18 protein-coding genes, 1 rRNA gene and 1 pseudogene are annotated in these 21,292 nt (G+C 39.8%); 14 read left to right on the forward strand and 6 right to left on the reverse strand.

Annotated features, from left to right (window positions below):
- The 6 genes from rrf to FTV50_RS15990 all read left to right on the forward strand — a co-directional run bounded on the left by rrf (window position 1) and on the right by FTV50_RS15990 (window position 6,530).
- Window positions 1-115: ribosomal RNA gene (rrf, locus tag FTV50_RS15965) — 5S ribosomal RNA — on the forward strand.
- 625 nt (window positions 116-740) lie between these two features.
- A complete protein-coding gene (locus tag FTV50_RS15970) occupies window positions 741-2,114 on the forward strand; it encodes an MFS transporter (protein WP_180025050.1) in 1,374 nt (457 codons plus the stop codon).
- A gap of 360 nt (window positions 2,115-2,474) precedes the next feature.
- The gene (locus FTV50_RS15975; RefSeq protein ID WP_180025051.1) at window positions 2,475-3,920 is read left to right on the forward strand and encodes an aldehyde dehydrogenase family protein; all 1,446 of its coding nucleotides are present in this window, start codon (window positions 2,475-2,477) and stop codon (window positions 3,918-3,920) included.
- 88 nt (window positions 3,921-4,008) lie between these two features.
- A complete protein-coding gene (locus FTV50_RS15980; RefSeq protein ID WP_180025052.1) occupies window positions 4,009-4,569 on the forward strand; it encodes a DUF1287 domain-containing protein in 561 nt (186 codons plus the stop codon).
- Between the two features lie 367 nt (window positions 4,570-4,936).
- Window positions 4,937-6,421: a sodium-dependent transporter gene (locus tag FTV50_RS15985; RefSeq protein WP_180025053.1), complete on the forward strand. Its 1,485-nt coding sequence runs from the start codon at window positions 4,937-4,939 to the stop codon at window positions 6,419-6,421.
- 1 nt (window position 6,422) lies between these two features.
- The gene (locus FTV50_RS15990) at window positions 6,423-6,530 is read left to right on the forward strand and encodes a methionine/alanine import family NSS transporter small subunit (protein ID WP_078194501.1); all 108 of its coding nucleotides are present in this window, start codon (window positions 6,423-6,425) and stop codon (window positions 6,528-6,530) included.
- 73 nt (window positions 6,531-6,603) lie between these two features.
- Here the strand turns inward: FTV50_RS15990 and rsmB are convergent, their stop codons facing one another.
- Together rsmB and fmt are read right to left on the reverse strand one after the other, a co-directional pair.
- Complete coding sequence (gene rsmB / locus FTV50_RS15995) at window positions 6,604-7,911, reverse strand: 16S rRNA (cytosine(967)-C(5))-methyltransferase RsmB (protein ID WP_180025054.1); 1,308 nt, start codon at window positions 7,909-7,911, stop codon at window positions 6,604-6,606.
- Window positions 7,911-8,870: a methionyl-tRNA formyltransferase gene (gene fmt, locus FTV50_RS16000; RefSeq protein WP_180025055.1), complete on the reverse strand. Its 960-nt coding sequence runs from the start codon at window positions 8,868-8,870 to the stop codon at window positions 7,911-7,913. The genes rsmB and fmt overlap by 1 nt, the downstream gene beginning before the upstream one ends.
- A gap of 437 nt (window positions 8,871-9,307) precedes the next feature.
- Here fmt and ilvD (FTV50_RS16005) point away from each other — a divergent pair, with 437 nt between their 5' ends.
- The 5 genes from ilvD (FTV50_RS16005) (at window position 9,308) to FTV50_RS16025 (ending at window position 17,363) form a co-directional block, all read left to right on the forward strand.
- Window positions 9,308-11,137, forward strand: coding sequence for a dihydroxy-acid dehydratase (gene ilvD, locus FTV50_RS16005; protein ID WP_111885144.1), 1,830 nt, complete (start codon window positions 9,308-9,310; stop codon window positions 11,135-11,137).
- 624 nt (window positions 11,138-11,761) lie between these two features.
- Complete coding sequence (gene ilvD, locus FTV50_RS16010) at window positions 11,762-13,447, forward strand: dihydroxy-acid dehydratase (RefSeq protein ID WP_180025056.1); 1,686 nt, start codon at window positions 11,762-11,764, stop codon at window positions 13,445-13,447.
- 151 nt (window positions 13,448-13,598) lie between these two features.
- Entirely contained in the window at window positions 13,599-14,921 is a 1,323-nt protein-coding gene (locus FTV50_RS16015; protein ID WP_180025057.1) for a hypothetical protein, read from the forward strand.
- Window positions 14,902-15,189 carry a chorismate mutase gene (locus tag FTV50_RS16020; RefSeq protein WP_078191648.1) on the forward strand — a complete coding sequence of 96 codons (288 nt, stop codon included), beginning with the start codon at window positions 14,902-14,904 and terminating at the stop codon, window positions 15,187-15,189. The genes FTV50_RS16015 and FTV50_RS16020 overlap by 20 nt, the downstream gene beginning before the upstream one ends.
- Window positions 15,190-15,485: 296 nt before the next feature.
- Window positions 15,486-17,363, forward strand: a complete 1,878-nt coding sequence (locus FTV50_RS16025) for a potassium transporter Kup (protein WP_180025058.1) — start codon at window positions 15,486-15,488, stop codon at window positions 17,361-17,363.
- Between the two features lie 66 nt (window positions 17,364-17,429).
- Here FTV50_RS16025 and FTV50_RS16030 read toward each other — a convergent pair whose 3' ends face one another.
- Window positions 17,430-17,627, reverse strand: a complete 198-nt coding sequence (locus tag FTV50_RS16030; protein ID WP_180025059.1) for a hypothetical protein — start codon at window positions 17,625-17,627, stop codon at window positions 17,430-17,432.
- A 201-nt stretch (window positions 17,628-17,828) separates the two neighbouring features.
- Complete coding sequence (locus FTV50_RS16035) at window positions 17,829-18,068, reverse strand: hypothetical protein (RefSeq protein ID WP_218949585.1); 240 nt, start codon at window positions 18,066-18,068, stop codon at window positions 17,829-17,831.
- Between the two features lie 100 nt (window positions 18,069-18,168).
- On the opposite strand from FTV50_RS16035, the gene FTV50_RS16040 reads away from it, so the two are divergent.
- Entirely contained in the window at window positions 18,169-18,960 is a 792-nt protein-coding gene (locus FTV50_RS16040; RefSeq protein WP_180025060.1) for a PAAR domain-containing protein, read from the forward strand.
- A gap of 10 nt (window positions 18,961-18,970) precedes the next feature.
- Here FTV50_RS16040 and FTV50_RS16045 read toward each other — a convergent pair whose 3' ends face one another.
- The gene (locus tag FTV50_RS16045) at window positions 18,971-19,402 is read right to left on the reverse strand and encodes a hypothetical protein (RefSeq protein WP_180025061.1); all 432 of its coding nucleotides are present in this window, start codon (window positions 19,400-19,402) and stop codon (window positions 18,971-18,973) included.
- A gap of 628 nt (window positions 19,403-20,030) precedes the next feature.
- Between FTV50_RS16045 and FTV50_RS16800 the strand changes: the two are divergent.
- Window positions 20,031-20,219: pseudogene (locus FTV50_RS16800) on the forward strand (DUF6508 domain-containing protein); the annotation flags it as partial.
- Window positions 20,220-20,246: 27 nt separating this feature from the next.
- A complete protein-coding gene (locus FTV50_RS16050) occupies window positions 20,247-21,050 on the forward strand; it encodes a GIY-YIG nuclease family protein (protein WP_249749055.1) in 804 nt (267 codons plus the stop codon).
- A 69-nt stretch (window positions 21,051-21,119) separates the two neighbouring features.
- On the opposite strand, the gene FTV50_RS16055 is transcribed toward FTV50_RS16050, so the two are convergent.
- Window positions 21,120-21,292, reverse strand: a 173-nt coding sequence (locus tag FTV50_RS16055; protein ID WP_180025063.1) for a helix-turn-helix domain-containing protein, incomplete at its 5' end; no start/stop codon positions are given.

Consider the following 21,292-nt stretch of genomic DNA (forward strand, 5'->3'; position numbering starts at 1 on the left):
GCTGGCGACAATAGCAAGAGTGAACCACCTGATCCCTTCCCGAACTCAGAAGTGAAACCTCTTAGCGCTGATGGTAGTGTGGGGTTACCCATGTGAGAGTAAGTCATCGCCAGCTCATTATTCGAAACACCCCCTGATATCTCAGGGGGTGTTTTTTTATGCGTGAGGGAAAGGTAAATAAGAAGAAAAGCAGAAGCACAAAACAGGGAGATGATAAAAATATTGATAGATTGTGGCTTGAATTATCTAAACATGGATGATTATTAGACAATAAACGCATTTAAAAATCATTAATTGAGGGAATTCTCAGCTTAAAAATGTCGGAAAACCTGAATGTAAGTCAGCTAAAACAACAGTTTAAATGTCTAATTATCGACTTAAGTGATGGCTGATGACTTATGATTTAGAAATCTACGACTTAGATCGTAGAACTGCGATTTTTTTCTATAAAATTTGAGTTTTATTCTGACAATTTTCATATCAAATAATCTATCGTCTGATTGTGATTTAGCTTCTAATAACACATTGATAATTAATCATTATAAAAACTAGACCCGCAGTCCATCGACTTTTTTATGTATAAATATTTCAAAAATATTCGAGTTTTTATGACATTTTATTCCCAAACAACATGGATATATCTGAAAGGTATGGATCTATACCTTTGTAATTTTGGACAATTTACATTGAAAAACGGCATTGTAGCGAAAAATAAAACTCACAATTGGAGGTGAGGTTCAATGTCTGCAAGCACAATGAATGTGAATAGCGTTGTCGATAACGCTAAGTTCACAAAATCGCATTTCAGCATCATGATGTGGTGTCTAATTCTTATTTTATTTGATGGTTATGACTTAGCGATCAATGGTGTTGCGCTGCCTTTATTGATGAAAGATTGGGGATTAACAGCTGTTCAGGCGGGCATGCTTGCGAGTACAGCACTTGCAGGGATGATGTTTGGTGCCATGATGTTTGGTACTTTGGCTGATAAGATTGGCCGTAAGAAAGTCATCATGATCTGTGTATTTTTATTCAGTACATTCACATTTCTAGGCGGTTTTGCATCAAATCCTACTGAATTTGGTGCTTTACGTTTTATTGCTGGACTTGGCATTGGTGGAGTATTACCGAACCTTGTGGCATTGACGTCTGAATATGCACCTAAGCATCTACGTAGTACTTTAGTGACCACTATGTTCAGTGGTTATGCAATGGGTGGCATCATGGCCGCTCTATTTGGTTCATGGTTTACTGCGGATTATGGCTGGCAAATCATGTTCTTCATTGCGGGTATTCCACTGTTACTGTTGCCGTTTGCTTGGAAATTTTTACCTGAATCGCTCACATTTTTGGTGAAGGTGAATCGTCACGATGAAGCTCGTAGGATGATTCAAACCATTGCACCAGAGCAAACGGTGACTGCAAATACTCAACTTGAACTGACTGAAGTTGCTGTTCCGGGTGGAGCGTCTGTTAGAGCATTGTATAAGCAAGGTCGTGGCATAAGTACGATGTTGTTTTGGCTATGCTTCTTTATGTGTCTATTAACCCTTTATGCATTAGGTAGTTGGTTACCAAAGCTAATGATGGCCGCAGGTTATTCATTAGGTAGCAGTTTGACGTTCCTATTGGCGATGAACATTGGTGCGGTAATTGGTACGATTGGGGGAGGTATCTTAGCGGATAAGTTCCATTTAAAACCGGTGATCATTACATTATGTCTGGCAGGTGCTGTGGCATTATCTTTACTCGGCTTTAATTCTCCACAGCCTGTGATCTACCTGTTGGTTGCAGTCGCAGGTGCATCAGCAATTGGTTCTCAAATCTTACTCTATAGCTATGTTGCACAGTATTATCCGCTGTCTGTTCGTTCGACAGGAATTGGTTGGGCATCTGCTGTGGGGCGTACAGGTGCGATTGTTGGTCCGATTCTGATCGGCTATTTATTATCACAAGAATTGCCACATCAAATTAACTTTATGGCCGTGGGAATTCCAGTGGTGATCGCAGCGATTGCAGTGTTCTTTATTCGCAAAGCGCAAACGGATGAAGAGGTTGCCGCTTTAGAAAATGTGAATAAGGCTTCAGTGAAAACAAAGCGTTCGTATAGCTAAAACATAGATTTAAAAAGCCCGTCATTTGATGGGCTTTTTTTATGTTGTACTCATAATTTTATCATTGAATTTAGGTTAAATGATTGATTAAAAAATTGATAAATAATGAGATTTAATATTTTAGATAGCTTTTCTAATTTAATGTCATCGTTATATAGAGACTCGATCATACGTTTTTCAGTGCAAGCAGAGGTTTGAAAATAGGGGATGAAGTTCAGGGCGTATAAGTAATCAAGTTTGAGGCTTGTGGTTCATTTTGTTACTTAAATATAGTGAACTCTGTGCTCAGTCAGCGCATGATAGAGGGCATAGATTTATTCACATTTATCAATAATGTCTCAAGATCATGGAAATATCGTCATGTCCAAAGCCGTACAAGATATAAAAGATTATCCGCTCTATGTTGCAGGTAAAGCAGCGACTACCGATCAGTGGTTAGAAGTGAATCAAAAATATACCCAAGACGTATATGCACGCGTTGCACTCGCAGATGCTGCAACCATTGAAAAAGCCATTGATTCAGCGGTTAAATCTAGCGCTGCAATGGCGGCATTGGAACCTTTTCAAAAACAAAAAATCTTACTGCACTGTGTTAAACGTTTTAATGAAATGCGTGCAGAATTGACTGAAATTTTAATTGCGGAAGGTGGAAAACCGCGTAAAGCCGCAGCTGCTGAAGTTGAACGTTTAATCAATACCTTTCAAATTGCTGCCGATGCTGTCACACAGATGGATGATGGTCGCATGATCCCATTGGCGGTTACCGCAGCGGCATCTGGCTATCAAGGCATGGTCAAACATGTGCCAATTGGTCCTGTATCGTTGATCAGCCCGTTTAATTTTCCGATCAATCTGACTGCGCATAAAATTGCACCTGCCATTGCCGCAGGCTGTCCATTTGTTTTGAAGCCTGCAAGTTTGACGCCTATTTCAGCTTTAAAAATTGCGGAAGTTTTGGCAGAAACGGATTTACCTAAAGGTGCTTTTTCAGTTTTACCTTGTCCACGTGAACATGCAGATGTCTTGGTCACAGATGACCGATTTAAACTGCTCAGCTTTACCGGTTCAGATGTGGTTGGTTGGGATATGAAAGCGCGTGCGGGACGTAAAAAAGTGACTTTAGAACTTGGCGGTAATGCTGCGGTATTGGTTGAGCCTGATACTGAAATTTCAGCGGCATTTATTGAACGCTTAGTCGGTGGGGCGTATAACCATGCAGGGCAGGTGTGTATCAGCGTACAACGCATCTTGGTGCATGCTGATATCTATGCCGATGTGAAGAAAAAACTCGTGGCGAGAATGAAGCAGCTTAAAGCCGCTGATCCTCATTTGGAAAGTACCATGGTCGGTCCAATGATTAAGGAAGCTGAAGCAACACGCGTACATAAATGGGTCGATAAAGCAGTAAAAAAAGGTGCCAAAGCATTGGTTCGTGGTGAACATCAGGGGGCTTTGCTTGATCCAATTTTATTAGAAAATGTCGATGAATCGCTAGAAGTGTATAAAGATGAAATCTTTGGCCCTGTAGCGATTTTAGAGAAATACAAAAACTTTGAAAAAGGTATCGCCAAAATTAATAGCAGCCGTTTTGGTTTACAGGCGGGCATCTATACGCAAAATTTGAATAAAATGTTGTATGCGTGGAATCACTTAGAGGTCGGTGGAGTGATTATTAATGACATTCCATCTTTCCGTGTTGATAACATGCCATATGGTGGCGTAAAAGATTCTGGCTTAGGCCGAGAAGGAATTCAGTCTGCCATTCGAGATATGCAAGAAGAACGCGTATTGGCGATAAAACTGTAGCAGTTTAAACTTGGGCTTGGTTCAGTATGGATCTGTTCAAAGCCCAGTTTTTGAATCATTTCAAAAAATCTAAAGTGAATAAGAAAAAATGAAACGAATTATATTATTGGTCAGTTTGATGACCGTGAATATGGCTGTCTTTGCATTTAATGCCACTCAAATGGTGACGGATGCACGCAGTCAAATTGGGAAAACCTTATATTATGATCCTGCGTATACTGCACTGCGTTATCCGATGGGAGATGTCCCTTTAATCAAGGGTGTTTGTACCGATGTAATAATTCGTGCATTGCGACAGCAAGGGATTGATTTACAACAAGCCATTCATGAAGATATGAAAGCCAATTTTAAGCAGTATCCACAAAAATGGGGCTTAAAAGGAACAGATAAAAATATTGATCATCGGCGTGTTCCCAATATTCAAACCTGGATGCAACGTCAGGGCTATGTAGTCAAAGATAAGCAATATTTGGCAGGTGATATTGTCACTTGGGACTTAGGACGGGGTTTAGTGCATATTGGCGTGGTTTCAGATCGTAAAGTGAAAGCTAGCGATGTTCCGCTCATCATTCATAATATTGGAGAGGGCACACAGGAAGAAGATCTTTTGTATGCTTATCAAATTACCGGACATTATCGAGTGAAATAACTTTAAAAATTTAATTGGAAATAAAATATTCCTAAAAGTTATATTATTGATAACTTAAATTGTATGAAAAATAAGCTGATTAAATGAACATTTAAGCCTAAACACATTATAAAAATGGAATATTTGCCGTAGAAATTACAGAAAAACTTAAAAAAAGTGAGTATTGTTAATTCATACAAAGGGAAAGTTATTTGTGGTGTTTTTAACCAAAATGCGCATGTAATTTTTCTGTTTGCAATTTGGTATAGACGCTCACAAGGTATCTCACCAGATCAAACACCCAGAATTTTATTTTTATGGTTCTTTTTTTGCTCGCGATATAACCATAACAAGCAGCAGTTAAAGATGCCTGAGGTTTAGGTGTTCTATGTCAGATAATCGTGAAAACTGGTCGGCACGATCAGGATTTATCATTGCCGCTATTGGTTCCGCTGTAGGTTTGGGAAACATTTGGCGTTTCCCTTACGTGGCATATGAAAATGGTGGCGGTGCATTTTTAATTCCCTATTTAATTGCAATTTTTGCAGCGGGTTTGCCTTTATTATTCTTAGATTATGCAGTGGGGCATAAATTCCGAAAAGCACCGCCTACTGCATATAAAAAACTTATGAACAGTGAGGCATTAGGCTGGTGGCAAGTGATGGTGACACTCATCATCGGGATCTACTATGCCAGCGTATTGTCATGGGCCGGCAGTTATATTTTCTACTCAATCGGTCAAAAATGGGGTGAAGATACGCAAGGCTTCTTCTTTAATACCTACTTGCAAAATGCCGATGGAATTGCCTTTGGTTTTGTACCGACCTTATTTTTTGGATTGGTGATTGTTTGGGCGATTACCATGTTCATTTTATATGGTGGTGTGAAGAAGGGTGTAGAGCTTTCGAATAAAATCTTTATTCCATTGTTGGTGATTTTGTTCTCGATTTTGGTGATTCAAGCAGTGCGTTTACCGGGTGCTACAGAAGGTTTAAATGCATTCTTTACGCCAAACTGGGATGCGATGACTGACTATAAAGTATGGTTAGCAGCCTTTGGTCATATCTTCTTCTCGTTATCGATTGGTTTCGGGATTATGTTGACCTATGCGTCTTACTTAAAAGCAAAAACCAACTTGACCGGTTCAGGTGTAGTCGTTGCATTAGCCAACTCATCATTTGAAATTTTAGCGGGTATTGGTATTTTTGCGGCATTGGGCTTTATGGCACATAGTGCGGGCGTACCTGTAAATGAAGTGGTTTCAGGCGGTATTGGTCTTGCGTTTATTGCTTTCCCGAAAATCATTTCGAGCTTAGGTGCTGGCGGCGATTTATTTGGTTTCTTGTTCTTCTCGTCACTGGCTGTAGCAGGGATCACCTCAATGGTGAGTATTTTGGAAGTGCCAATTGCGTCGTTCCAAGATAAATTCGGCTGGTCACGTAAAAAAGCTGTAACGATTGTGGCAGGTGGTTCTGCCATTGTATCAACCTTAATTTTCTCAACCCACAGTGCAATTACTTTCGTTGACATCATTGACTACTTTGCTAATAACATTGGTATCGTGGCGGGTGGTTTGTTCTCAATTATCTTGGTGTCTTGGTTCCGTCGTCCATTGCTTGCGCAATTACGTAATCATGTGAATCAATATTCAAGTATCAAATTGGGCTTTGGTTGGAACTTCTTATTAACGGTTGTTACTCCGCTTTCATTATTAGTAGCTTTAGGCTTAACCATTAAAGACGTTGCATCTAAAGGCTATGGTGGTTATCCAGTAGACGTGTTATTGCCTGTTGCTGGTGTGGTCATTGCATTCTTTGTGCTTGGTGCGATTGTATTTAGTTGCATGAAAGACAAAAAACCTGAGGAGAAATAACATGAATACATCTGCATTAATCATGATGATCATTTCAATGGTTTTACTTTGGGGCGGTTTGATCTTAGCGTCGATTCATTTAGCAAAACATCCAGATGAAGAAGATTAAGCTTCATCGTTGATAAAAAGGAACCCGAGGGTTCCTTTTTTATGTGGTACTAAAAAGCAAATTCTATTGTAGATTAAGCTGTTTTTTGAATGCGGCAGTAGAAGAAGCCATCGCCATAACCCACTTTCGGGAACAATTGACGACCATGGATTTGTTCAACACCCCAATCCGCTTCAATTTTAATTTCTTGGGCATCGGCATGATTGGCAAAGAACTCAACCATTTGCTGTTCATTTTCAGCTTTTAAAATCGAGCATGTGATATAAAGCAGCGTGCCGCCGACTTTAAGCTGCTTCCACATATTTTCCAAAATTTGTTTTTGTAACACTACAGTTTTTGCAATGTCGCCCGATTGACGTAGTAAACGTATATCAGGATGACGACGCATTACACCGACAGCAGCACATGGGGCATCGAGCACGATACAATCAGCAAGTTCAGGAGCAGTATAGGTGATGGCATCGGCAGTTTGAATTTCAACATGTTTACCATCGAGATCCAAACGATCAAGGTTTTCAACCACGCGTTTCAGACGCTTTTCATCTTGATCCAGTGCAATGAGTTTCTTCGGTTGGAAAGTCTCTAAAATGTGTGCGGTTTTACCACCCGGTGCAGCACAAGCATCAATCACAAATTTACCATCGAGATTTGGTAATAGTGTTGCACACAGTTGAGCATGTTCATCTTGTACCGAAAAACCACCTGCTTCAAAGCCCGGTAAGCTTGGAATATGTAGGCTTTCGTCCATCACAATACCGACATCAGACAGTTCACAACGATGTGCATCGATGCCTTCATCTTCCAAAATATCAAGGTATTCATCACGGCTCACTTGGCGTGTATTGACACGTAACGTCAGTGGTGCAATTTGCTTAAGCTCATAGCTGAGCTCGTCAAATTGTTCGCCCCAGTCTTTTTTCAGGCGTTTGGTTAACCAACTTGGTAGATTTGTGGCTTGTTCAAGCACGTCGTAGAACTGTTCTGTTTCACGTGTTGCACGGCGCAAAATTGCGTTGATTAAGCCACTTAAACTTCCCATACCCAATTGTTTTGCAGCTTCCACCGTTTCAGAAATTGCAGCATGAGCTGCGACACGGGTACACAACAATTGGTACAAACCAAGGTATAAACAGGTTTCAACCACTTGGTTATCTACCGGTTTAGACAGTAATGGTAAAGTCAATTGTTTCAATGCATACCATTGACGTAAACAACCGAGCACCAATTCATGGAATAACGCACGGTCTTTATCTGACACGATATTCATTTGCTGCGCGAGGACAGATTGCAGCGATTGACCATTTTGGACAGCCAATAACGTCTTCACTACCTGAGCACGTAAATTAAGGTCTCGGGTCGAGGCGTTGGGAGATTGCTTCATTATAAAATTTGTCCAATAGTCAATTTTTGGGTTTGTAAAATTTGTACAGGGTTGAGTGGTTTAGCACCCGGCCATTGCAAAGAAGTCAAAATAATCACGCTGTCATTGGCACAGGCAACGTGTATGCCTTTTTTATCGATGGCAATGATTTCACCTGCTTGAGCGTTCGGTGCAGACACAGCAGAAAGTTCAGAATGCCAAACACGTAAGTTGTTTTGTTCATCCAACTGAATAAAGGCTACCGGCCACGGATTAAAGGCGCGAATGTTACGATCGATTTGTACGGCATCGATGGACCAATCAATTTTTGCTTCGGCTTTTGAAAGCTTATGTGCATAAACTGTTAATGCTTCGTCTTGGACTTCACGGCTGTCTAAATATTGCTGCAATGTTTGTTCAGTGTCTAAAACGGCAGCAATTGCAGTTGCACCTTGCTCTGCAAGTTTGTCATGCAAAGTTGCAGAGGTATCCGTTGCTTCAATCGGGCAGATGGTTTTATACATCATGTCGCCTGTATCGAGTCCGGCTGCCATTTTCATAATGGTGACACCTGTTTCAATATCACCTGTTGCGATGGCACGTTGAATCGGTGCTGCACCACGCCAACGTGGCAGCAATGAGCCATGAATATTCAGGCAGCCATATTTCGGGGTATCTAGCACCACTTGCGGCAAGATCAAACCATAGGCTGCAACCACCATAACATCGGCATTTAAGGCTTTTAATTCCGCTTGTGCGGCTAAACCTTCTTCAGTCGATGATTTGAAATGAAGGGGTTGGTAAACAGGAATATGGTGCTCTAAAGCCAATTGCTTTACGGCAGAAGCTGTGAGTTTTTGTCCACGTCCAGCTTTGCGGTCAGGTTGAGTGTATACCGCAACAATTTCATGTTGTGTGTTGAGCAAAGCAGCTAGTGCTGTTGCGGCAAATTCTGGCGTACCGGCAAAGATGATTTTCAAAATGAATGAACCGAATCTGTGTTGAATATGTGGATTATAGCAAATGATTAATGCGTAATTTAGAACATTAGAAATTGATTTTTGCAACTTTGAAGCTGTCCAAGCTCAATGATTTCATAACCCAAAATCGCAAATTTGCAATTTTTAAATAAATTATATTTATATAAAATTTAAAAATTATTCATGAAAGTTTTGTATTGTGCAGCCTTTGATGGCGGTATAGTAGATTTCAGTTAAAAGATTTTTGTCGTCAAATCACTCGGTTTTATTTATAGACCCATCTGCCCAAATCTCAGCTTAAAAAGCCATCTTTAAAAACAATGGCTTGGTGTATGATAGGTTTAAAATTCGACTGATTTTACATCATTGTCAGTATGATTTAGCCAGAGTGAATCTGCAGGGTTCATTTCAAGCTCAAACTTTGTTGGAAATATAAAATGCCTGACTATCGTTCAAAAACATCGACACACGGAAGAAATATGGCGGGTGCGCGCGGCTTATGGCGTGCAACTGGTATGAAAGATGAAGACTTCGGTAAACCAATTATTGCTGTCGTGAACTCATTTACCCAATTTGTACCGGGTCACGTTCATCTTAAAGACCTTGGTCAACTTGTGGCGCGTCAAATTGAGCAAGCAGGCGGTGTTGCTAAAGAATTTAACACCATCGCAGTCGATGACGGTATTGCGATGGGCCATGACGGCATGCTGTATTCATTGCCTTCACGTGACTTGATCGCAGACTCAGTAGAATACATGGTGAGCGCGCACTGTGCCGATGCCATGGTATGTATTTCCAACTGTGACAAAATTACCCCAGGGATGTTGATGGCGGCAATGCGCTTGAACATTCCAGTGGTATTTGTCTCGGGCGGTCCAATGGAAGCGGGTAAAGTTAAAATCCGTGGCAACGACAAAGCGATCGACTTAATTGATGCCATGATTGTAGCTGCAGATGACAACTATACCGATGAAGAAGTTGCTGAATACGAACGTTCTGCATGCCCAACTTGCGGTTCATGCTCAGGTATGTTCACCGCAAACTCAATGAACTGCTTAACAGAAGCATTGGGTCTGTCTTTACCGGGTAACGGTTCTACACTGGCAACACATGCAAACCGTAAAAAATTATTCGAACGCGCAGGCTCTTTAATTGTTGAATTGGCTAAACGTCATTATGAACAAGATGATTACAGCGTATTGCCACGTGAAATGGTAACCAAAGCATCGTATGAAAATGCCATGACTTTAGACATCGCGATGGGTGGTTCAACCAATACCGTTTTACACTTGTTGGCTGCAGCCAATGAAGCTGGCGTTGATTTCACGATGGACGACATTGACCGTTTGTCTCGCAAAGTGCCTGTACTCTGTAAAGTTGCACCTGCGAAAAACGACGTACATATGGAAGATGTACACCGTGCTGGCGGTATCATGTCCATTCTCGGTGAATTAGACCGTGCAGGCTTATTGGACACATCTGTGGGTACTGTTCACGAAGCAAGCTTAAAAGATGCTTTAGATAAATGGGACATTATCCGTACTGAAAATGAAGACGTTTACCAATTCTTCCGTTCAGCGCCGGGCGGTGTACCAACGCAAACTGCATTCTCACAAGATCGATATTACCAACGACTAGATGGTGACCGTGAAAATGGCGTGATCCGTAATGCTGAACATGCGTTCTCGAAAGATGGTGGCTTAGCTGTGCTTTACGGCAACATTGCGCTCGATGGTTGTATCGTAAAAACTGCGGGTGTAGATGATTCAATCTTGAAATTCAACGGTACTGCACGTGTGTTTGAAAGCCAAGATTCAGCAGTAGAGGCGATCTTGGGTAATGAAATCAAAGCCGGTGATGTGGTTGTGATTCGCTATGAAGGCCCACGTGGTGGTCCGGGTATGCAAGAAATGTTGTACCCAACCAGCTACCTGAAATCGAAAGGTCTAGGCAAAGAATGTGCGTTATTGACTGACGGTCGTTTCTCTGGCGGTTCGTCAGGCCTGTCTATTGGTCACGTTTCACCTGAAGCAGCAGAAGGTGGTGCAATTGGTTTGGTGGAAGATGGCGATTTAATCGAAATTGATATTCCAAACCGTACCATCAACTTAGCTGTTGATGAAGCAACCATGGCCGCTCGCCGTGCAGCGCAAGAAGCAAAAGGCTGGCATCCAGTTGAAGAGCGTCCGCGTAAAATTTCGAAAGCATTGAAAGCGTATGCAATGCATACCACAAGTGCAGCGAAAGGCGCAGTACGTGAAATCTAAGCTTTAGATTTTTAAATAAAAAGCACTCCAAATGGGGTGCTTTTTAAATTTGCATCTACATAACTTGCAATGGATACGAGGAAACGTCATCCGCAACTGTTTGAGGCAAACGGTAATTTAAAAGTGAATGTTTCTGCGATCATTTTTTAGTTGCAATCAGTTGCCGAGTTTTGCGGATGACAAATGGTTTTGGTTACTTTTGCCAAAACAAAAGTAACATACGAGCTCCGAAAATTTGCTTTGATAGAGATAAGACTCCGTTATAACCAGCTTTTTAATGAAATAATGAGCAATTATTATTTATTTTAAAACTCTTGATCTGATTGAAAATAGAACCAAAGATCACAGCCTTGGATAGTAGCTGTAAAATATATGGCTTTTTGTAGGCATTCCCTTACTTTTTAAAGGAGAGGGCTAGGGAGAGGATTCAAGTGAAAATCCTCCCTTTATTCAAATCTTCTCATACGCCTTATATAGCTTTGCCATGTGATTGAAAAGTGTTGAATACACTAAAAACTTTTTTTGAGATCTAATTTCTTTTACATGCTGAGCGCTTTCTATACAATAAATTTAAAAGAATCCGCCAAGGCTGAAGCCAAAATCAGCCATCGCCAAGGAAGAACAATGAGTAAAAATAATATTCGCGAACATTCCGCTCCTGTTTATGAAGGTATCGAAAATGCGCCTGCACGTTCCATGATGCGTGCAACAGGCTTCCAAGATGCCGACTTTAAGCGCCCATTTATAGGTATTGCCTCGACTTGGGCCAATGTCACGCCGTGTAATATGCATATTGATGGATTGGCGCGTGAAGCTGAAAACGGGGTCAATGCTGCAGGTGGAAAAGGTATTATTTTCAATACCATTACTATTTCTGACGGCATTTCCAACGGTACAGAAGGCATGAAATATTCTCTGCTGTCGCGGGAAATCATTGCCGACTCTATAGAAGCTGTGGTGGGCTGTCAGGCCTATGATGGGGTGATTGCTATAGGCGGCTGCGACAAGAACATGCCGGGCTGCATTATGGGCTTGGCACGTTTAAATCGTCCGGGCCTATTTATTTATGGCGGCACCATTAAACCCGGAGCAGGTCATACCGACATGATCTCGGTATTTGAGGCGGTAGGCCAGCATGCCAAAGGCGAGATTAATGAAATTCAAGTGAAGCAGATTGAAGAAGTCGCGCTGCCGGGGCCGGGTTCGTGCGGCGGTATGTATACGGCCAATTCGATGGCTTCAGCGATTGAAGCCTTAGGCATGAGCTTGCCAGGTTCATCGGCGCAGGAAGCAGTTTCAGCAGATAAAATTGAAGATTGCCAACGCGCAGGTGAAGCCGTGATGAACCTGCTGCGTCTCGATATTAAGCCGCGCGACATTATGACCAAAGCCGCTTTTGAAAACTCGATTAAAGTGCTGATTGCTTTAGGCGGGTCAACCAATGGCGTACTGCATTTGATTGCTATGGCGCATACCGCAGGTGTGGAACTGTCTTTGGACGATTTTGTGCGCATTGGCAAAGACATACCTGTGGTGGCCGATGTGCGTCCATCGGGTCAATATTTAATGTCGGAACTGATTGCCATTGGCGGCATTCAACCGCTAATGAAGCGCATGCTGGATGCAGGTATGCTCGATGGCTCTTGCCTGACCGTTACGGGTAAAACTTTGGCGGAAAACTTAGCCGAGGTAGAGGATTATCCTGAAGGTCAGCAAATTATTCTGCCATTTGATGCACCGATCAAAAAGGATTCGCACTTAGTGGTGCTAAAAGGCAATCTGTCACCGACAGGTGCAGTGGCTAAAATTACCGGTAAAGAAGGGCTGTATTTTGAAGGGCCTGCGCGGGTATTTGAGGGTGAGCAGGGTGCCATGCGTGGTATTTTAGATGGCGAAGTACAAGAAGGTGAAGTGGTGGTGATCCGCGGTGTTGGGCCGAAAGGCGGGCCGGGTATGCCGGAAATGTTAAAACCGACTTCAGCGATTATTGGTAAAGGTCTAGGCCAATCTGTTGCACTGTTGACTGATGGGCGTTTCTCGGGCGGCAGCCATGGTTTTGTGATTGGGCATGTGACACCAGAAGCCTATGAAGGAGGCCCAATTGGCTTGGTTAAAAACGGCGATAAAATTTCAATTAACGCTGAAACCCGTGAAATGACTTGGCATGTGGCTGAGGATGAAATTGCTGCACGTCGCGCGGCCTGGGTCAAACCGAAACCAAACTATACCCACGGCGCTTTGGCTAAATTTGCCAAGTTGACCACTGGTGCGGAAAAAGGTGCGGTGACTGACCTAAATCTAGACGTCTAATCCATTGTTAAACATTGAACATTCAGCCCTGAATTGATATAAGTTTTGCACAAGGCTTATATCTCATTTAAAACAGCTTCATAATAGAAGTTGAATTTTAAGCATGTGCTGGCAGTGCTCGGCACAATTCATCATTTTGAGGCAAAAACGCATGTCACTGTTACGCCGTTGGTTCGATCCAATCCGATCGAGTTGGTTTTATCAGAAACCGACCCGACAAGCGGTGTTACCCACGGAACAAGGTCTGAGTGTTTATCTTCGACTGGATGATGTCTATAGCTATTTGGCTGCGCAGCAACTGCCTCAATTAGAAGAAATTCTCAGTGATGAAATTAAACCACTAAAAGTGATTATTTGTCGTCAGAGTGCAGAACCTCCTAATCAAATGTCATCGATAGAATGGCAACGATATTGTCTGAATGATGCTCAAATTTTAGCGCGGCAGCATCGTTTTAGTTTTCATGAAGCACCTGAACAACCGACCGCTGAAGCTTTAGAACAAGCCGAAATTATTCTAAAAAATACTCCATTACGCGGCCAAGATTTTCTTTATTTACTTGAAGATGTATTCCACATGCTGTGGCAAAAACAGTATGGCAAGCTGAGAACACTGTACGCGATGGCCAGCCGTCATCATAAAGCGCAAGATTTTCCAGAACGGATTTTTTCTGACTTACCAATTTTGACGGGGTATTTTGAGTTTGGCGAACGTAAGTACCATGCTGTAGATGATTTACTGCGTTTAACACGCCGTTTAAAACAACAAAAACTCCTGACAGATAACCCGATCTTTATGATCAATCATATTGAATGGCGTGAGCACCTGATCAGTGATGCAGAAGAGTTGAATGAAATTCAGGGACTCGATCCTGAGCTTGATCTCTACATCGCGATGGAAGATCCGATTTCATGGTTACTGTTGGCTTATATTCGTGAGGAATTGGCGGACTATTATAATATTCAGCTGAATGTGTATCCATTGTCGTATCACGGTCGTGATCTGTTTGACTGGAGTTTGGCAACACGTCTGTCTAAACGGACCGAAGTTAAGTTCACGCCATTTTGCCGGCCTACAGAAGCTGCGACATTAGCTATGTCACAGCTTTACTACAGTGCGCCCGAAGAGCAGCGTATTGAGGTGATGTATCGCATTTTGGAAGCCGTATGGACCAAAGGGCGTGATTTATCCTTCAAAGCACATTTTCAGGCTTTACAGTATGAGTTAGAGATTTCTGAACTGACTACTGACGATATTGCTGAAAAATTAAAAGAAAATGATATGCACTGTGAGATGAAGTCACAGCCTGATTTTCCTGTTTTAGAATTACGTATTGCAGGTCAAAGCTATGTATTTAATAGCTTATACCGCGTATGGATGATTGAAAGTATTTTCAGTAATGTGTTAGAAGAGAAGTATAAAAGTGAAAACACCGCTGAAAGTGAAGCCAGAGAAGATGAAGAAAGAAAAAGTTGAGTCATTAGAGCAAGCCCGCGCACAGATTGATGTGATTGATCAGGGGATTATTGAGCTCATTGCTGCACGTCAGTTTTATGTCGATCAAGCGGTGCGTTTTAAGCGTTCAGTACAGGATGTTCAATCACCAGAGCGTGTCGAAGCGGTAATAAGTAAAATTCGTCTACAAGCCACAGAGCACGGTGTAAATGCAGATATTGTGGAACGTTTATACCGCGATATGATTCAGCATTTTATTCAACGTGAGTTGAAAGAGATTCGACCGTAGTTGGGACGGATTTGAATTTCGTATAAGAGATTTTAGGTTAATCAGATGATTAAAAGGCCCGTAAATAGGGCCTTTCGTATAACGCGTATTATGTTAATTTTAGAAAAAACTTAAAATTATCTATTAAAGAATCATATATTTTTGGATTACTTGTAAGTGAAATAGCACCTATATAGTGCAGGCTTAGCTAGAAAAACTATAACACTCTAAGAAAGTATGGGTTTTTATGTACAAGGCAATTTCATGAGAAGCCAGATGATAAAATTCGAGGCTCCCCAATTTTGTAAATCAAATATATGCAAAGTAATGTGAGTAAGCCGGCAGTACCAGCATTAACACTGGCTGCACTAGGAGTAGTATTCGGCGATATAGGAACGAGTCCATTATATGCATTAAAAGAAAGCTTTCATGCGACACGCGGGCTACCTATTAATGAACTTAATATCCTGGGAATTCTCTCTTTAATCTTTTGGACCATTACCTTAATTGTTTCGCTTAAATATGTTTTGGTGATCATGAGAGCTGATAACAATGGTGAAGGGGGTATCATGGCATTACTCGCCTTAAACCTTAGGCAAAAAGGATTGTCCCGTGGAAAAAGACTGGCAATCATTATCTTAGGTTTCATTGGAGCATCCTTATTCTTCGGTGACGGTATCATCACCCCTGCTATTTCTGTTTTATCTGCAGTTGAGGGACTTTCTGTTGCTGCCCCGTCATTTGATCGCTTCATTATTCCAATCAGTATTGGAATTCTTATAGCTCTCTTTGCCGTTCAAAAACATGGGACTGCAATGATGGGGAAGTTTTTTGGTCCTATTACCCTGTTATGGTTCCTATCTATTGGTGCCATTGGCATTATGAGTATTATTCAAAGTCCATTTGTTCTTGCATTATTCAGCCCACACTGGGCTTTTTTATTCGTTATTAACAATCCTCTTATTTCATTTTTTGTGATGGGAGCTGTGGTTTTAACAGTAACAGGTGGTGAAGCCTTATATGCGGATATGGGACATTTTGGTATTTTACCGATCAAGTTAGGCTGGTTTTTAATTGTACTGCCATGTCTGATGCTGAATTATGCTGGACAAGGAGCATTACTGTTAAGAGATCCTTCGGCTATCACCAATCCTTTTTACCTGCTTCTGCCTTCAGCCCTTCTATATCCTATGATTATTCTGGCTACTGCAGCTGCAGTGATTGCCTCACAGGCTTTAATCAGTGGGGTATTCTCTATGGCTAAACAGGCAATACAGTTGGGATATCTACCTAGGCTTACAGTTTTACATACCTCCGCTTCGGAAATTGGACAAATTTATATTCCATTACTGAACTGGCTCCTGTTTATCTCTATCACCATCTTGATCTTAATATTTGAAAGTAGCAGCAAGTTGGCAGGTGCTTATGGTCTGGCCGTCACTGTGACCATGTTCTGTGACACACTGTTAGTAGCTTTTCTGGCTTATAGTTACTGGAAATGGAAAACATGGAAAGTCTTACTGTTCATTATTCCATTCGCCTTTATTGATCTGGTTTTGCTGAGTTCAAACCTATTAAAAGTACTGATTGGAGGCTGGGTACCAGTCGTTATTGCGGTTATTGTTTTTACCCTCATGATGACCTGGAAAAAAGGCAGAGAGATTCTTCAGGACAAACTGCAGAAGGACACGCTTCCACTGAATGTGTTTCTTGAGCACATTGAACAGACAGGTCAGAAAGTGAGTGGAAATGCCGTATTTTTAACTGGAACGCCTCAAGTCGTACCCCATGCGCTTTTACATAATTTAAAGCATAATAAAGTTCTGCATGAACGTAATTTTTTGGTGACAATCAAGACTTCTGAAATCCCGTATGTTGATGAAGCTAAGCGAATCGTTACTGAAGTACTAGAGAATGGTTTTTTCAGAATAACGATCCATTATGGATTTAAAGAAGAGCCTAATGTGCCTCATTCATTGAAACAAGCTTTTTCAGTACTGGATCTTGAGTATGACTTAATGAATATCAGCTTCTTTGTTTCTAGAGAAAGATTAATTCCAAGTCTGTCCAGCAAAATGTCTACATGGCGTGAAAAGTTATTTGTCGCAATGCAAAAAAATACCAGCCCTGTCAGTGATTTTTATAAAATCCCTTCTAACCGGGTGATAGAGCTAGGTAGTCAGATTGAAATTTAAGAATTTCTAAAATGAATAGGCACCTTTAAATAAGGGTGCCTATCTGATCAGAATAAATCTTTTACTTTAATTTTCCAATAGTTGACCAATCTCTAAAGCTGAATAACTACGTTCTTTAAAGATCAAAATAATTGCTTTTTTATAATCTTCAGAAGTAGAGGTCTTATATTTTGTTATAAGTTGAATTTCAGAATTAAGCTGAAGGTCATTTTTTATCGTCAACACTTCCGTAGAGACTTTATTAAAAATCTTGAAATTAAACATACAGGCGCTCTTTATCAATATTATAGCGGCCCGACTACAACAAATACCTGCCTTAGCTCAGCTAGACACCCTTGGCTGCAAGGATTACAAATTAGACAAGATTCTGCAAGTTTTGCTCCATTGAAAGTATGAATATTCAACTAAAGAAGGTTCCATTTAACATAATGGCGATTATGCGAAATTGCATTGTTATAAACAAAATTATTGATACTTTTGATCGATATTTTTGAGCTGATTTTTATAATGGTTACTATCAGAATTAAACTTTTCTGATAGTAACCACTTTTGTCTGTACCTACGAATTGAACTTAACTGGCAATCTTCATAACCAAATTCAACATTACAACATTCACAAATTTCAAAAGATGGTGTTTTACCATCTTTCCCCCAAGGGAAAGAAATTGCATCCGTATATCCACAAACTCGACAAGTATTTAACATAAAATCTCTTATACGAAGTTATATGTCATTGGTAACCTTTTCATAAGGGTTACATAAGAGGTTATAATTATACTTTTACTCGAAAACTTAAGAACAATAAATGAAAGCACTAATAACAATAGGTTGTAAGACTAGCCATGGTGGTATTGTTTCTGAAGCTGATCCTACATTTTTGGTAGAAGGTAAAGCTGTACATCTAGAAGGAATGAAGCACTTTTGTCCTAAATGTCGAACTACTGTGTCCGCTATATCATCAGGCAAGGGCTTCTTAACGGTTGGTTCTAAAACAATAATTATGGCAGGCGATTTCACCTCTTGTGGAGCAACCTTTCTACCACAACAGAATTTAGCTGTTCGTAGTAATGGTACAGGAAGTGCAAATGGAGGAAGTTCTAGTAATTCAACCTCATCTAGTCCTAGTTATATTCCAATATCACAACCAGAATTAAGTAATAACTTTAGTAAAGTACCATCTAAGCCCCCTCAACTTACAGAAGATGATATTCTTTTGACAGGACATGAGGCCAATCTTTTGTTCTACAGATGCTTTAAACAAAAAGTTAATCCTGTAACTCTAGAACATCGAAAACTAGCTACTGAGATGTATTGGAAACTCATAAATGCGGATGAAGGTGGACTTTCAGTACTCCAATATATTTTCGAAGCCGTTTTTGGTGGAGATTGGAAAAAGCCTGATGCTAGAGGAACCATTGAAGATATAGGAATGGATCAAGCAGGAAAGGCTTATGAGCATGCTAAAAATGATGCCCGTATGAAATATTTCAAAGTCCGTGACTCAGGAGATATTGATGGACGAATTGGAGATGCAGGGCAAGCTGCCATAGCAGGTCTTCAAATGACCTACAAAAACCGATTTGCGATGCTGCAATAATCTTCACTATCTAGGGTGATTTAGTAATTCTCTGAATAATGGTCTGAGTCGCCCTATCTGTCATAGAATGTAAGTTTTTACCTAATTGCACATATTGATCTTGTAAACAAGAAGCTGTTTCTTCATAAATTTTATTTTTGTCTTGAGGAATATCTACAAATGCGAAACTTGTATGCATAGCACAATATTCTTCAGATGCCTGAACATAGTTCTTCGCATATTCTCGCACCTCTTTTTCAAACTTACCTTTTCCAACTTGTTGAAAATAGTATTTTACTTCTTCATTTAAATATTTGTTTTTATAATTTTTTAATTCACAACGCTTAGTATGTTCTGTACTGCCTGATACACATTCATATACTCTAGAATCAACATTCTTGGCTTGAGTACAACCAGTTAAAATAAAGAAAGATAAGATGGAAAATAGTAATGTTTTAAACATGATATAAAGTTCTTTGGTTCTTATAGGGACCATTATCTAATAATTTAAAACAAAATCCATATTCATTTGTTTAACTATAAAACTACTCTAATCGATGTGCATCGGGATATACAAAAATAACCACTATTTATCCTTAAACTTGTCCTCAGAAATTGGGGATAATTTAAGCCAGCGCTGTCTTGATAACACAGAGAAAAATGACAAATTGATTAAATATTAATCAATTTTATTGGCAAGAAGTATCAAAATTGCTCAAAAAGAAACCGACTTGTTTCCAAGTCGGTTTTTTGTTGTTTTTCAGGGGGGTGAAAAAATTTTAACTACATGAAAAACAAGGATATTTTAAAAAGCATTTCGTATAAGCTCTATTATGTTAAATGGGGGAAGTGTAATCCATCTTATGGATAACGACATATTCTGACGTATATGTAAGTTTTGGCTATTAATTGAACTGATATATTGTTGTTTTTATTATAAATTATTAAAAATTAGTTACATTGAAAAAACGATTATGACTACATATACATCTTTATTGCAATTAATAAGTGATTTAGAAGAGTTAAAATTAGATCAGAGCTTACCTATAGAAAAAATTGAAAGTCGTTTCATTGAAGCAATGAAAGATAAGATGGTTTTCAATTATCAAGAAGTTTTATCAAAATACGTAGAGATAAGTGAAGATATAATCGCTACTTTTGATCAAAATAAAATCCTAGCTTTTTTAACTTCGGTTATTCGTAATGAACGTTTTATAGAGGGTACTCTCTCTCATAGTTTACGTTCAGGATTAGTTTTAGTGGCATTAGAAAAATTAGCTGTATTAGTGAATACAAAGCATAAAGTCATGTTAAATGATATTTTACAAATCAAAAACTTAGATAATGTAAAAATTAGACTGAATGTTATGTTTGGTGGAAATTGGAATCCAATAGAAGTATTTAAAGATGGGAATATGGATGAGATTCTGAAGGGGCATTATTGGAACTATAGTTCCAAAAAATCATATAAAGATGGTCAAACAACTATAGGGCTTATCCGAATCAAACCAAATGAAGATTTATGGTTATTGATTCATGTTGGGAAAATTACAAAGGATCTGAATAAGTTCAATGATGTAGGCTATGAGTTTGAGGTTTTAGAACAATATCGTAAGTATTTTGGACGAATTATTGTTAAGTATAAAAATTCATCACAGACACTAATACGGAATGCTCTAACGATCATTAATGATTGTGAAATTCATCAAATATTGCCTGATGTTTTTGATAATGATCTTTTCCCTGGATATGAAAGTGTGAATGTCTCATGGCAAGAATTAACACGAGTAATTGATAAAGAGTCGTGGAAGACTGCACTACAAAATCAAAAAGCAGTGTATTTAATCACTGATATTTCGAATGGGAAAAAGTATGTTGGTTCGGCATATGCTGAGAATATGTTGCTTAATAGATGGCAAAATTATGTTAAAAGTAGACATGGTGGGAATGTTCAACTAAAGCAGCTTTCGAAGGAACACATTGAAAGTAACTTTAGATATTCGATATTAGATATTTTTAAATCGACAACAGATGATAAAGTTATATTAGGTAGAGAGAATTGGTGGAAAGATACGTTATTAACAAGGAAATTTGGTTACAATTCTAATTAGAAAATTAAAATAATACACGTTATACGAAGTCAAAAAATGGGAGCTAAGCTCCCATTTTTAATGAATTTTTTAAATAAGATTAGGATGTGTATCTAAAATTCGAATCAATGTTGCAGCTGGTCCTGTTGGATAGCGTCGGCCTTGTTCCCAGTTTTGCAGAGTACGATGGCTAATGTGGAGACGTGCTGCAAATTCGCTTTGACTTAAACCAGTTTTTTCTCGCACTTCCTTAATATCTGGTA

It is taken from the genome of Acinetobacter sp. YH1901134, from assembly GCF_013416965.1.
GTDB classification, from domain to species: Bacteria; Pseudomonadota; Gammaproteobacteria; order Pseudomonadales; family Moraxellaceae; genus Acinetobacter; species Acinetobacter amyesii.

Coding starts and splice junctions, on each gene's coding strand:
- FTV50_RS15990 (WP_078194501.1), top strand. CDS start 6,423: ATGAATACATCTGCATTAATCATGATGATCATTTCAATGGTTTTACTT.
- FTV50_RS16035 (WP_218949585.1), bottom strand. CDS start 18,068: ATGTTAAATACTTGTCGAGTTTGTGGATATACGGATGCAATTTCTTTC.
- FTV50_RS15980 (WP_180025052.1), top strand. CDS start 4,009: ATGAAACGAATTATATTATTGGTCAGTTTGATGACCGTGAATATGGCT.
- FTV50_RS16025 (WP_180025058.1), top strand. CDS start 15,486: ATGCAAAGTAATGTGAGTAAGCCGGCAGTACCAGCATTAACACTGGCT.
- FTV50_RS16030 (WP_180025059.1), bottom strand. CDS start 17,627: ATGTTTAATTTCAAGATTTTTAATAAAGTCTCTACGGAAGTGTTGACG.
- FTV50_RS16020 (WP_078191648.1), top strand. CDS start 14,902: ATGAAGAAAGAAAAAGTTGAGTCATTAGAGCAAGCCCGCGCACAGATT.
- FTV50_RS16050 (WP_249749055.1), top strand. CDS start 20,247: ATGTTAAATGATATTTTACAAATCAAAAACTTAGATAATGTAAAAATT.
- FTV50_RS16040 (WP_180025060.1), top strand. CDS start 18,169: ATGAAAGCACTAATAACAATAGGTTGTAAGACTAGCCATGGTGGTATT.
- ilvD (WP_180025056.1), top strand. CDS start 11,762: ATGAGTAAAAATAATATTCGCGAACATTCCGCTCCTGTTTATGAAGGT.
- FTV50_RS16015 (WP_180025057.1), top strand. CDS start 13,599: ATGTCACTGTTACGCCGTTGGTTCGATCCAATCCGATCGAGTTGGTTT.
- FTV50_RS15985 (WP_180025053.1), top strand. CDS start 4,937: ATGTCAGATAATCGTGAAAACTGGTCGGCACGATCAGGATTTATCATT.
- FTV50_RS16045 (WP_180025061.1), bottom strand. CDS start 19,402: ATGTTTAAAACATTACTATTTTCCATCTTATCTTTCTTTATTTTAACT.
- FTV50_RS15970 (WP_180025050.1), top strand. CDS start 741: ATGTCTGCAAGCACAATGAATGTGAATAGCGTTGTCGATAACGCTAAG.
- rsmB (WP_180025054.1), bottom strand. CDS start 7,911: ATGAAGCAATCTCCCAACGCCTCGACCCGAGACCTTAATTTACGTGCT.
- ilvD (WP_111885144.1), top strand. CDS start 9,308: ATGCCTGACTATCGTTCAAAAACATCGACACACGGAAGAAATATGGCG.
- FTV50_RS15975 (WP_180025051.1), top strand. CDS start 2,475: ATGTCCAAAGCCGTACAAGATATAAAAGATTATCCGCTCTATGTTGCA.